Raw genomic sequence first — 12419 nt, 5'->3', positions numbered from 1 at the left:
CAAGCATCTGGAGGACTAGAAATGAGTGATTTGTTAAACGATCGTACTCCACCGCAGAATATAGAAGCTGAACAAGCTGTATTAGGAGCAGTACTGTTAGACTCGGAAGCTTTAATACCAACTTCAGAACGGCTTTTACCAGATGACTTTTATCGAGCTGCCCATCAAAAAATTTTCGAAGCGATGCTTAAAATTGCTTCAAGAAATGAGCCACTTGATGTTATCACTCTAACTTCTGAACTAGCCAACCAAGGGGTGCTAGAAGAGGTAGGTGGAGTATCTTACCTAAATGATCTATTGGCTTCTGTTCCGACTGCTTCGAATGTTGATTATTACGCAAAGATTGTTGAGGAAAAATCAACATTAAGAAGATTAATCAGAACGGCTACCAATATTGTGACGGAAAGCTATACGCCAGAAGTACCAGTAGATGTTATTCTTAATGAAGCAGAAAAAAGTATTTTAAAGGTTTCTCAACGTACAAATGTTTCAGGATTTCAAAGTATTAAAGATGTAGTAATGACTACTTTTAGTAAAATTGAAACATTATTTAATCAACGAGGAGAAATCACAGGTGTCCCAACAGGATTTACTGATTTAGATCGAATGACAGCGGGATTTCAACCCAATGATTTAATTATCGTAGCTGCACGTCCGTCAGTAGGTAAAACAGCATTCGCATTGAATATTGCACAAAACGTAGCGACAAAAACAGACGAAAATGTTGCGATATTTAGTCTTGAGATGGGTGCAGACCAGCTTGTCATGCGTATGCTCTGTGCGGAAGGTAATATCAATGCCCAAGCACTACGTACTGGTAATCTAGAACAAGAGGACTGGAATAAGCTTACGATGGCTGCTAGTAGCTTAGCAGGTACAGGAATTTATATCGATGATACTCCTGGTATTAGAGTAAATGATATTCGTGCAAAGTGTAGAAGATTGAAGCAAGAGCATGGATTAGGAATGATCTTAATTGATTATCTACAGCTAATCCAAGGTAATGGAAAAAGTGGAGAGAATCGTCAACAAGAAGTATCCGAAATTTCGAGATCTCTTAAAGGGCTAGCAAGGGAATTAAAAGTACCTCTAATTGCCTTATCTCAGCTGTCACGTAGTGTAGAATCAAGGCAGGATAAACGTCCAATGATGTCTGATATTCGTGAATCAGGGAGTATTGAGCAAGATGCGGATATCGTTGCGTTCTTATACCGAGACGATTACTATGATAAAGAATCAGAGAACAAAAATATAATTGAAATCATTATCGCTAAACAAAGGAATGGTCCTGTAGGAACTGTTTCCTTGGCGTTCGTTAAAGAATATAATAAGTTCGTTAACTTAGAGCGAAGGTTTACGGATGAACAAGCACCAGGTGCATAAAAATAATCACATAGATTATCTATGTGATTATTTTTTTTTGTTAGGGTAAACTAGTAATATCAATTTCTTTATTAAGTATTTACGAACAAATAAAACTAAAAACAGAAAAAATCAACGAGATTTATTGACAAATTCCGTAAGTTTGATATACTAGTTTTGGTTTTAGTTCGGAAATAGCGTATTTTAATCGGAGGTGCAATACATTGTCATCAGTAGTAGTAGTTGGTTCTCAATGGGGAGACGAAGGAAAAGGAAAAATTACTGACTTTTTATCACAACAGGCAGAAGTAGTTGCTAGATATCAAGGCGGTAACAATGCAGGTCATACGATCGTTTTTAATGGTGAAAAATACAAACTTCATTTAATTCCATCAGGTATTTTCTTCTCAGAAAAAATTTGCGTAATCGGAAATGGTATGGTTGTAGATCCTAAAGCTTTAGTTCAAGAGCTGGCATACTTACATGATAAAGGAGTTTCAACTGATAACTTACGTATTAGTAACCGTGCGCATGTCATTTTACCTTATCACTTAAAACAAGATGAGCTAGAAGAAGAGCGTAAAGGTGATAACAAGATTGGAACAACTAAAAAAGGTATTGGACCGGCTTACATGGATAAAGCTGCTCGTGTCGGAATTCGTATGGCAGACCTTTTAGATAAAGAAGAGTTTTATGAAAAATTAAAACGTAATCTTGAAGAGAAAAATAACTTATTCGAAAAAATGTATGATTCAAATGCATTAAATATCGAGGATATTTTTGAAGATTACTATGAGTTCGGACAACAAATTAAGAAATACGTTTGCGATACTTCAGTTGTGTTAAATGATGCAATTGATGAGGGCAGACGTGTACTATTCGAAGGCGCACAAGGTGTAATGTTAGATATTGACCAAGGTACATATCCGTTCGTTACTTCTTCAAACCCAGTTGCAGGTGGAGTAACAATTGGATCTGGTGTTGGCCCAACTAAAATTAATCATGTTGTTGGCGTATGTAAAGCATATACAACTCGTGTTGGTGAAGGTGCTTTCCCAACTGAACTTCATGACGAAATTGGAAACACTATTCGTGAAGTTGGACGTGAATACGGAACAACTACTGGAAGACCAAGACGTGTTGGTTGGTTTGATAGCGTAGTTGTACGTCATGCTCGCCGTGTAAGTGGAATCACTGATTTATCACTTAACTCAATTGACGTTTTAACAGGACTAGAAACTGTTAAGATCTGTGTAGCTTACAAATTCCGTGGAGAAACTATTACTGAGTTCCCTGCTAGCTTAAAACAGCTTTCAGAATGTGAGCCAGTGTATGAAGAACTTCCAGGTTGGACAGAAGATATTACAGGCGTAAAAACACTTAATGAATTACCAGTTAATGCAAGACATTACGTTGAGCGTGTGTCTCAATTAGTAGGGATCCCATTATCAGTGTTCTCTGTAGGTCCAGATCGTAATCAAACAAATATTGTTCGTAACGTATACGGAGCTTAATAATAAATTAAAGCCCTTATAATAAAATTTAAGGGCTTTAATTATTTTTTTTAAAAAAACTATTGCAAAACTGTTGGTTAATATGATAAGATAAATCTTGTCGTCATAACTGATACATAGTTTATGAGATTTAATCTTAATATGAGCCATTAGCTCAGTAGGTAGAGCATCTGACTTTTAATCAGAGGGTCGAAGGTTCGAATCCTTCATGGCTCATCTTTTCTTTATTACCATGGCCCGTTGGTCAAGCGGTTAAGACACCGCCCTTTCACGGCGGTAACACGGGTTCGAGTCCCGTACGGGTCATTTTTTTAATAAATTATATTGGTCCCGTGGTGTAGCGGTTAACATGCCTGCCTGTCACGCAGGAGATCGCCGGTTCGATCCCGGTCGGGACCGCCATATATTGGCTCGGTAGCTCAGTCGGTAGAGCAGAGGACTGAAAATCCTCGTGTCGGCGGTTCGATTCCGTCCCGAGCCATCATAAAAACTACTGTTTATACAGTAGTTTTTATTTATATATCAACCTTTTTTATTGAATTTCTAGATTGGTAGAATGATGTTCGATTTTACAAAAAAACCTACTTAATTTAAAATAGAAGTATGTGGAATAGACCTCTAGCAACAAGCTAGAGGTTTTTTTCAAAAAATATCAAATCAAAAATCTAGTGATTAAACTTATAAACAGGATTAGTAAGATATTAGTCGTATTGTATTTAAAGAGAAAATCCACAAAACGAAATTACTATGAATAGTTTATTTGGTGCCTAATTTAATATTAAATTGCAAAAGATATGAATAGAATTGATGGCATCAAAAACTGACTAGAAAAGGAGTGCGGGGAATGAATAAGAAAATATTAATAGTCGATGATGAAAAACCAATTGCTGATATATTAAAGTTTAATTTAGAAAAAGAAGGTTTTGAAATTGTTTGTGCATATGACGGAGAGGAAGCATTACAAAAAGTTGACGAGTTTCTTCCAGATCTAGTTTTATTAGATATCATGTTGCCTATTCGAGACGGGTTAGAAGTTTGTAGAGAAATTAGAAAGAATCATGAAATGCCAATCATTATGATTACAGCAAAAGATTCTGAATTAGATAAAGTATTAGGATTAGAAATGGGAGCAGATGATTACGTAACAAAACCATTTAGTACACGAGAGCTATTAGCGAGAGTTAAGGCTAACTTAAGAAGACATCAAACAGGTGCTACTTCTGAAAAAGAAGAATCTGTTGAAGTTATTATCGGTTCTCTTGTTATTAATCCAAACGCATATATTGTCACAAAACGAGGTGAGAAGATCGAATTAACTCACCGTGAATTTGAATTACTTTATTATTTAGCGAAACACATTGGTCAAGTTATGACTAGGGAGCATTTACTTCAAACTGTTTGGGGTTATGATTATTTCGGAGATGTTCGAACTGTCGATGTTACAATTCGAAGACTTCGTGAAAAAATTGAAGACAACCCTAGCTATCCACTTTTCATTGTAACGAGACGAGGAGTAGGTTACTATCTGCGTGATCCGGAGCAAGATTAATGGCGGCTTATAATAAAGTTGGTTTATTTAAATCAATCGTATTTAAATTCGTATTAGTTTATATCTTACTAATATTAGTAGCTATGCAAATTATTAGTGTTTATTTTTCTAGGGAACTTGAGAAACAACTCGTAAATAGTTTTTCAGTTGCGATAAATGAACGAGCAAAACTGTTAGCTTATAATATTAAGATTGAGTATGAAAAAAAGAAAACATTAGATGATCCTGAAATAAAAGCAAATATACAAAAGATAGTGTCAGATTTTGGAAAAAACATTGGGATTTCTGATGTTAGAGTTTATAACCAAAATAGTGAAGTAATCGCTACGTCAGATTCTAGTAATCGTTCAATTGTTGGCAAAAGGACGACTGATATCTTAATTAAAAGAGCTCTGTTAGTAGGTACAAGAACAGAAAAGGTATTAATTGATCCTAAAAATGGACATCGAATGAGGATAATTGTTACACCAGTAATGGAAGGTGACGAAATCGTTTCTGCAATTTTTACAAGTGCTTCAATGGAAAGTACGTATGAGAGAATGGAACTTATTAATCGTATTTTTACAACTGGTACACTTATTGCAGTTGCAATTACATCGATTCTCGGCATTTTATTAGCTAAAGCAATAACGAAACCAATCTCTGAAATTAGAAGACAAGCTCAGGAAATGGCGAAAGGAAACTTCTCCCGTAAATTAAGAGCTTACAGTGAAGATGAAATTGGAGAATTAACAATTTCATTTAATAATCTTTCACGTAATTTGCAGCAGGCCAGAGCCTCAACTGAAGGTGAAAGAAGAAAGCTGCAATCTGTCTTAGAGCATATGACTGATGGTGTAATTGCTACTGATCGTAGAGGGAAAATCATTCTATTAAATGATCCAGGTGAAACGATGTTAAATGTTTCACGTGAAACAGTTTTAAATCAGTCAATTTTGGAAGTCTTAGGAATTGAAAAGATTAATACTTTAGATGACTTATACGAAGAGCCAGATTCAATTATGTTAGATTACAGCGATAATAAAAGACCAATGATTATACGAGCTAGCTTTTCAACTATGCAAAAAGACACTGGTAAAATTAATGGTTTAATTGCTGTACTATATGATGTAACTGAGCAAGAAAAAATTGAGCAAGAGCGTAGAGAATTTGTTGCAAATGTGTCTCATGAATTAAGAACGCCTTTAACGACGATGAGAAGTTATTTAGAGGCATTAACAGATGGTGCATGGGAAAACAAAGAAATAGCACCAAAGTTTTTACAAGTAACCCAAGATGAAACAGAAAGAATGATTAGACTAGTAAATGATTTACTCCAATTATCGAAATTAGATAGTACGGAATATCGTTTAATGAAGGATTGGGTTAACTTTACAGATTTATTTAATCGTATAATCGATCGTTTTGGAATGAGCAAGTCTCAAGCGGTCTCATTTAAACGTGAGTTTACGAACAAAACTAGATTTGTTTTTATTGATGAAGATAAAATTACACAAGTGTTAGATAACATCGTTTCAAATGCTTTAAAGTATTCACCTGAAGGTGGGACAGTGACTTTTCGAATCAAAGAGTCTAGAGATCAAATATTAGTTAGCATTACAGATGAAGGGATGGGAATTCCTAAAGAAAATCTATCTAAAATCTTTGATCGATTCTATCGAGTGGATAAGGCAAGATCAAGACAAGTTGGAGGAACCGGTCTGGGACTTGCTATTGCAAAAGAAATGATTTATGCGCATGATGGTCATATTTGGGCTAAAAGTGAGGAAGGGAAAGGTACTACCGTTTATTTCACACTTCCTGTAGCTGAAGACCAAGAGGATGAGTGGGAATGAGAAGAGAACATATAAAATCAGTTATATTAACTACTCTTGTTATATTAAGCTTAGTTCTTTCATATAGCTTATGGTCATACCAGCCAAATTACGATGTCATTCAAAATCAAGACTATGTACAAAAAGTCTCGATTGGGGCAAAAAGAGACTTTAAAGACATCATTATTCCAAATCAGCTAGTTGTCCACGAATCAAGCAAAAATTTTGTGACAACCAAACAAAATAATATCTCACCAATATATAGAGCATTACAAAAAACAGAAATTACGAATTTCGAAAATCTAACGAATAAAACGTCAGAAGATGCTTTCCACTCAATAACAAAAGGAAAAAATAAAGTAGAAATTATTTTTCCAACTGTAGTGCCTGTTGAGACTTTAAATAAAGTTTTAAGTCTCGATGCAAAAAGACTACAAAATATAGTTTTTGATCGAATTGTGATTAATTTATCAACGAAGCAAGATTCTTCAGCGAAAATCTATTTTTCAAATGAAGAACAAAATGTAATTTATGAAGCTACATTTGATAATTCGCCAATTATTTCAGCGGTTGAAAAGTTGAGAGATAGTTATCAAAACTTTACAGAAAGCTTAAGATATAAATTAGAATCAGGTAAAGTAATCTATTTACCGAAAAAAACGTTGAAATTAACAACAATGGAATTCTTAACTACAGATATAGATGTTGATAAGTTAAAAAATGCGATTTTTAGTGATCCTTCAAATGTACGTAAAGAGAGTACAGATTCAGGAGATACTTATACAGATGGTACGAGATTGATGACAGTTTCTCCATTAAATCGTACGATTTCATTTGTTAATCCAACAGCTCCAGAGGATACTAACCAAAGCCCTAATCTATTAGTTCAAAGAAGCGTTGACTTTATTAACGCACATGGCGGATGGACAGATGGGTATATCTTATCAGGAGTAAAACCTGAAAGTAATGAAGTATCATTTAGACTGTTTATAAATAATTTACCTGTCTATAAAAACTCAACGATTACGACTGGATGGGGAGTAGACGATATCGAAACTTTCAAACGTCCATTGTATAAATTTAGAATAGCGGATAAAAAAGAAAGTGAAATCGAGTTAATGTCTGGTCCACAAATCATGGAAGTAATAGCAAACAATAAATCAATTAACAAATCCCTAATTAAAGATATTAGTTTGGGATATGAAACGATATTTGATGATAGTCAAACATCAATCAATCAGCCTTACTATAACAGAGCGATCCAATTGAAACCTGTATGGATAATCAATTACGGTGATTCTTATAAGAAGATCGATCAAGATTTGCTCAGCAGAACTGGGGTGAATATTGTTGGATTGGAGTAGAATCAAAACAATATTTATTTTAACTTTTTTAGTATTAGATTTATTTTTAGCCATTCAATTTTATCAAAAGCGTAGTAGCGATCAATTCGATATGATGGCAGAATCTAGCATTGAGGAGCAATTGAAAGAAAATGATATCACGTATGTGACATTACCAAAAAATTCTTTGAAGGAATCCTACATTGCTGGAAATAGCAAAGATTTCTCAAAGAAAACAATTCCCAATAAAAAAGGACAGACCATAGAAATCTATAAAGATGTTTTGCAAAGTACTTTAAAAAAGAACGTTCCAATACCTGATACGAACAACAAAACTTTTTTCTTAGAGAATTTTGTAAAAGAGTATGTATGGAACGGAAGTAATTACCGTTTTTGCCGATTAGATACAAATTCAAAAACGATTTATTTCTGCCAAACCTATAAGGATCGTCTAATCTATAATATCGAAAGCTCGGTTGTTGAATTAAAGTATAATGATAAAAATGAAATATACTCTTATCGCCAACGATATTTAGAAGGCTTAAAGGAAATGGTAGATAAAAAGAATATACAAGAGGTATTACCAGCAATTAAAGCGATTGAAAATCTGTATGTTAAAGATGAGTTAAAACCAAGTGATCGAGTTACAAAAGTTGATTTTGGGTATTATACGGTAATTCCATTATCGACTGGGGTAAAATTCATTGCACCAGCATGGCATATAGTTGTCAACGAACAAGAAGATTACTTTGTAAATGCAATAGAGGGACAAGTAATAAAGATTGATAAAGAGCAATGGAGTGAGTAGAGATGAGTTTGCATTTTAGTGTACTTGCAAGTGGAAGTACCGGAAATGCGTTATACATTGGGACGGAGAAAACTAAGCTTTTAGTTGATACTGGGCTAAGCGGTAAAGCGATGGAATCGTTATTTAAAGATATCAATAGAGATATTAAGGAAGTCTCTGGAATTCTTGTTACTCATGAGCATAGTGATCACATCAAGGGACTTGGTGTACTGGCTAGAAGATACCAAATTCCAATCTACGCGAATGAAAAAACATGGAGAGCAATGAACCACTTAATTGGAGAAATTCCTACTGAGCAAAAGTTCATTTTCAACATGGAAACAACCATTCAATTTGGAGATATCGAAGTTGAATCATTTGGCGTATCGCATGATGCTGCTGAACCAATGTTTTACGTATTTCATCATAATGGGAAAAAATTTGTTACAATTACAGATACGGGTTATGTAAGTGATCGTATGAAAGGAATCATTTCTAACGCAGATATGTACATTTTTGAAAGTAACCATGATGTCGAGATGCTGCGTATGGGAAAATATCCTTGGAGTATCAAACGTCGTATTTTAAGTGATGTTGGTCACGTATCAAATGAAGATGCTGCACTTGCAATGGCAGATGTAATTGGAGATAAAACAAAACGTATTTATCTTGCGCATTTAAGCCAAGATAATAACATGAAAGAGCTTGCCAAAATGTCTGTTACTCAAACATTAGAGGGAAAGGGATTTGAAGTTGGAAAGCAATTTGCACTTCATGATACAGATCCTCAAAAACCAACAGATATAGTGTATGTATAATAATGAACGTATACTGAGGGGAGAGTTTACTTTCTCCTCTTTTTTTTTGCTAAAAAAAAGGAGTTGTGTATAAGTGGAAAAATTAATTTTAAGCTGTGATGAACATGTAGAGTGGGCTTTAGATGATTTTGTGGATAAGTATAGCGAAACACCTTTGTTGAATAAAGTCGAAAAAACGCAAAATATATCCACAACCTGTGAATATTGTCAAAATGATGCCATATATATTGTATCGAACATAGATTCCCCCACTAAATGTGGATAGAAATTGTGGGTATGTGGATAACTTTTGTGAATAACTTGTTTGTAAAGTGAGGATATAGTGTGAATATCTCAATAATCAGTGTAGGAAAGCTAAAAGAGAAATATTTAAAAATGGGGATAGATGAATACATAAAACGATTATCTAGTTATGCAAAAATGGAGATAATAGAAGTTCCAGATGAAAAAGCACCTGAAAATTTAAGTGAAGCAGACATGTTGATCGTAAAAGAAAAAGAAGGCGAAAGAATTTTAAGTAAAATAGCTGAAGACTCATATGTGATTGCACTTGCAATAAAGGGGCAAGAGCATACGTCTGAATCACTCGCAAAAAAAATTGACCAACTAGCTACATATGGAAACAGCAAAGTAGCTTTCGTAATTGGTGGATCTTTAGGTTTAAGTGATGCGGTCATGAAAAGAGCGGATGATACATTATCATTTTCAAAAATGACTTTTCCACATCAATTAATGAAATTAATTTTGGTGGAGCAAGTATATCGAGCTTTTCGTATAAATAGGAATGAACCGTACCACAAGTAGGTATTGGTTTTTGGTATAAGGTAAACCTCGTAGAAGTAAAGAGGTCTGTTCTGAATGAGTATGTAAAGAAGGGTCATCGTGACCCTTTTTGTTTTCTTGAATATGAGCAATAAAAGAAAAATGAATGTGTTTTAATTCACTTTTTGTTGCTTCAATCTTCTCAATGGTTGCTTGTAATAACTGTCGGAATTCCAAAGGTTCTAATTTATTAGCAAAATCCAAGAATTCTTGTATTTGTAATCTAATCATATCAGGTGAAACAGATTCAATGAGGGTGCCGTTATTGGAATGTTCTTTTTGTGATTTTAATAGTAGAACCTGGGCTTCATTAATTTCAGAACGAAGATTAATCATACGATCTCTGGCTTCTTCTTGGGTATAAATTCCCGACTCAATCAATTCCTGAATACGATTTTTGCGAATTTCTAAATCTGAAAGACGTTTTTGGAGTATGAGTAAGTCACTTGGTTGCTCGTTTAAATCAGGGTGTTGTTTTATTTGATTGTTAATACGATGTGTTATATCTGCAATTATAGCTTCAGAAAGCAGGGCTTGTGTTAGTCGTTCGAATACTTCTCGTTCAAGCCAATCTGCACAAATTGTATTAGGATTACATACTGCTTTTCCTTTATTATGATATTGTCCACAAGTATAATATCGCTTTTTTGTTCCATCTTTTCTTCTGGCCCCTCCGTATTGACTTGTCATATAGCTTCCACACTCAGGACATTTTGCAATCTTTGTTAAAGGAAAGGTACCAGAATATTGACGGGGAATTCCAGATGCTCGCTCTTTTGAAATTTGTTGAGCTTTATCCCATATTTTTTCATCAATTATTGGTTCATGAATACCTTTAACTAATATATAGTCAGGGTTCTTGCCTTTTCTACGTTTCTTTTCCCAATCAATCACTTGGTTAAAACGAATATATCCTTTATAAAGCGGATTTCCCAGAATTATTGATACAGTATTAGGAGTGAAGTTCTTGCCTTTTTTTGTATGAATTCCAAGAGAGTTTAAAAAGGTAGCTATTTTTTTAAATCCCCATCCTTGGTTAACGTATTTATGGTATACAAGTTGTACTGTATCTGCTTCATTAGGGATTACTATTAATTCCTTTTTTCCAGCAGTTCCATATCCTAAAACTTGTCCGCCATTCCATTTTCCTTCTTTTGCTCTCTGGGTCATACCAAGTTGAACGTTTTCTACAAGTTCTTCACGCTGGTATTGGGCAACGGAAGCTAAAATATTAAATTGTAAGTTGCCATGGGGAGTGCCATATTCGCCTTCTTTAATACTTATGAAACGAACATTAGAATTGTGAATTAGTTCAACTAATTTAAGTGAGTCGGATAGAGAACGACTTAATCTACTTACTTTAAATGTAATAATTGCATGGAGTTTACCACGCCTTACATCATTCATCATTCGATTTAATTCAGGTCGCTTTTGTATATTTTTTCCACTTATACCTCCATCTACATAAGTTTCAATTTTTATATCGTTTCCAAACATTCTATTAGCAAGAATAGTGCCTTCTTCTTTTTGCCCTTCTAATGAATATCCTTCATGAAACTGCTTAGATGTCGAAACTCTCATATATAGACCAATAACTTTCATTGTATTTTCCATATTATTTATCTCCATTTCTATTTGGTTTTTTAATATTTGAACGTTTTAAGCTTTGATAAATATAATAGGCAAGTATATCTATGGGATCTGTTTTTTCTGCAAGGCATGAAGAATAGGGAAGATCAGGAAGTTTATTATTAAATAAGTGAGGATGTTGTGAGGTGGTATTGATATTATTCATTGGAATTCTCCTTTTTCATTTTTATTGGGGCTAAAAGGGGGGATTAAAGAGGCTCTACAGAACCTCAGATTGAAGTTCTGTTATTGTCTTTAATTATTTTAGTAAGTTCATCAAGAGCTACAAGAATTTCAAAATCACTTTTTCTATTAGGATTTAGTATAAAAGGTTCCATTTTATTTAATGTGCTAACCAATTTTTCCTTAATTTCAATTGTGGCTTCTATTTCACATAGGGAGAATGAGGACATTAAAATGGTTTCAGTAATTACATCTGAAAAACTTTTAATTTGAAGTTTGTTTTCATTAGTGTTAACCGTATTTTCGTCTCCACTAATGGCATTTAATAAAATTTGTTCATTGACCTCTAATGCTATTGCTAATTTTTGAATGATTGAATAACTTGGATTACCTCTGTCCCCACGTTCTATTCGATTTATATAAGAGGGAGTAATTCCAGTTAAACTTTCTAAGTCCCTGTATGTCATTTGTTTCTGCTTACGGAGTATAGATATTATTTCTCCGAGCTTATTTTTACCATTTTGTTTTGATTGTTGATCTGTCATAATAATCATCTCCTTAATACATAATTTACCAATAACTTTAACTATAGTCAACA

General features: G+C 34.0%; 12 protein-coding genes and 4 tRNA genes. 13 read left to right on the top strand and 3 right to left on the bottom strand.

The window, feature by feature from the left end; translation table 11 throughout:
• Window positions 1-21: 21 nt before the first annotated feature.
• The 13 genes from dnaB to rlmH all read left to right on the top strand — a co-directional run bounded on the left by dnaB (window position 22) and on the right by rlmH (window position 9991).
• A complete protein-coding gene (gene dnaB, locus B7R67_RS16330; RefSeq protein ID WP_088072050.1) occupies window positions 22-1383 on the top strand; it encodes a replicative DNA helicase in 1362 nt (453 codons plus the stop codon).
• Window positions 1384-1586: 203 nt separating this feature from the next.
• Window positions 1587-2876, top strand: coding sequence for an adenylosuccinate synthase (locus B7R67_RS16325; RefSeq protein WP_088072049.1), 1290 nt, complete (start codon window positions 1587-1589; stop codon window positions 2874-2876).
• Window positions 2877-3019: 143 nt separating this feature from the next.
• Window positions 3020-3092, top strand: a tRNA-Lys gene (locus B7R67_RS16320).
• An 18-nt stretch (window positions 3093-3110) separates the two neighbouring features.
• Window positions 3111-3182: transfer RNA gene (locus tag B7R67_RS16315), tRNA-Glu, on the top strand.
• 20 nt (window positions 3183-3202) lie between these two features.
• Window positions 3203-3278, top strand: a tRNA-Asp gene (locus B7R67_RS16310).
• A gap of 6 nt (window positions 3279-3284) precedes the next feature.
• A tRNA-Phe gene (locus tag B7R67_RS16305) sits at window positions 3285-3357 on the top strand.
• A 363-nt stretch (window positions 3358-3720) separates the two neighbouring features.
• Window positions 3721-4425, top strand: coding sequence for a response regulator YycF (gene yycF, locus B7R67_RS16300; RefSeq protein ID WP_056467188.1), 705 nt, complete (start codon window positions 3721-3723; stop codon window positions 4423-4425).
• Window positions 4425-6260 carry a cell wall metabolism sensor histidine kinase WalK gene (gene walK / locus B7R67_RS16295; protein ID WP_088072048.1) on the top strand — a complete coding sequence of 612 codons (1836 nt, stop codon included), beginning with the start codon at window positions 4425-4427 and terminating at the stop codon, window positions 6258-6260. The genes yycF and walK overlap by 1 nt, the downstream gene beginning before the upstream one ends.
• Entirely contained in the window at window positions 6257-7603 is a 1347-nt protein-coding gene (locus tag B7R67_RS16290) for a YycH family regulatory protein (protein WP_088072047.1), read from the top strand. The genes walK and B7R67_RS16290 overlap by 4 nt, the downstream gene beginning before the upstream one ends.
• Entirely contained in the window at window positions 7590-8390 is an 801-nt protein-coding gene (locus B7R67_RS16285; protein WP_088072046.1) for a two-component system regulatory protein YycI, read from the top strand. The genes B7R67_RS16290 and B7R67_RS16285 overlap by 14 nt, the downstream gene beginning before the upstream one ends.
• 2 nt (window positions 8391-8392) lie before the next feature.
• Window positions 8393-9187 (top strand): MBL fold metallo-hydrolase, encoded by a 795-nt coding sequence (locus tag B7R67_RS16280; protein WP_088072045.1) that lies wholly within the window; start codon window positions 8393-8395, stop codon window positions 9185-9187.
• A 73-nt stretch (window positions 9188-9260) separates the two neighbouring features.
• A complete protein-coding gene (locus B7R67_RS16275; protein ID WP_088072044.1) occupies window positions 9261-9452 on the top strand; it encodes a CxxH/CxxC protein in 192 nt (63 codons plus the stop codon).
• A 59-nt stretch (window positions 9453-9511) separates the two neighbouring features.
• Window positions 9512-9991 (top strand): 23S rRNA (pseudouridine(1915)-N(3))-methyltransferase RlmH, encoded by a 480-nt coding sequence (rlmH, locus tag B7R67_RS16270; RefSeq protein ID WP_088072043.1) that lies wholly within the window; start codon window positions 9512-9514, stop codon window positions 9989-9991.
• Here the strand turns inward: rlmH and B7R67_RS16265 are convergent.
• The 3 genes from B7R67_RS16265 to B7R67_RS16255 form a co-directional block, all read right to left on the bottom strand.
• The gene (locus tag B7R67_RS16265; protein WP_158095136.1) at window positions 9926-11623 is read right to left on the bottom strand and encodes a recombinase family protein; all 1698 of its coding nucleotides are present in this window, start codon (window positions 11621-11623) and stop codon (window positions 9926-9928) included. The genes rlmH and B7R67_RS16265 overlap by 66 nt on opposite strands.
• Window position 11624: 1 nt before the next feature.
• On the bottom strand, window positions 11625-11804 hold the full coding sequence (locus B7R67_RS16260; RefSeq protein ID WP_088072041.1) for a hypothetical protein: 180 nt from the start codon (window positions 11802-11804) through the stop codon (window positions 11625-11627).
• Between the two features lie 64 nt (window positions 11805-11868).
• On the bottom strand, window positions 11869-12366 hold the full coding sequence (locus tag B7R67_RS16255; protein WP_158095135.1) for a helix-turn-helix domain-containing protein: 498 nt from the start codon (window positions 12364-12366) through the stop codon (window positions 11869-11871).
• Window positions 12367-12419 lie beyond the last annotated feature (53 nt).

The organism is Gottfriedia luciferensis, from assembly GCF_002156865.1.
GTDB lineage: Bacteria > Bacillota > Bacilli > Bacillales > Bacillaceae_G > Gottfriedia > Gottfriedia luciferensis.
Note: the sequence above shows the minus strand (reverse complement) of the source record. Positions and strands in the feature narration are given on the sequence as shown.

Bases quoted from the DNA above. Each gene is read 5' to 3' on its own strand.
- dnaB (WP_088072050.1), top strand. From the start codon at position 22: ATGAGTGATTTGTTAAACGATCGTACTCCACCGCAGAATATAGAAGCT.
- yycF (WP_056467188.1), top strand. From the start codon at position 3,721: ATGAATAAGAAAATATTAATAGTCGATGATGAAAAACCAATTGCTGAT.
- walK (WP_088072048.1), top strand. From the start codon at position 4,425: ATGGCGGCTTATAATAAAGTTGGTTTATTTAAATCAATCGTATTTAAA.
- B7R67_RS16290 (WP_088072047.1), top strand. From the start codon at position 6,257: ATGAGAAGAGAACATATAAAATCAGTTATATTAACTACTCTTGTTATA.
- B7R67_RS16280 (WP_088072045.1), top strand. From the start codon at position 8,393: ATGAGTTTGCATTTTAGTGTACTTGCAAGTGGAAGTACCGGAAATGCG.
- B7R67_RS16265 (WP_158095136.1), bottom strand. From the start codon at position 11,623: ATGGAAAATACAATGAAAGTTATTGGTCTATATATGAGAGTTTCGACA.
- B7R67_RS16260 (WP_088072041.1), bottom strand. From the start codon at position 11,804: ATGAATAATATCAATACCACCTCACAACATCCTCACTTATTTAATAAT.
- B7R67_RS16255 (WP_158095135.1), bottom strand. From the start codon at position 12,366: ATGACAGATCAACAATCAAAACAAAATGGTAAAAATAAGCTCGGAGAA.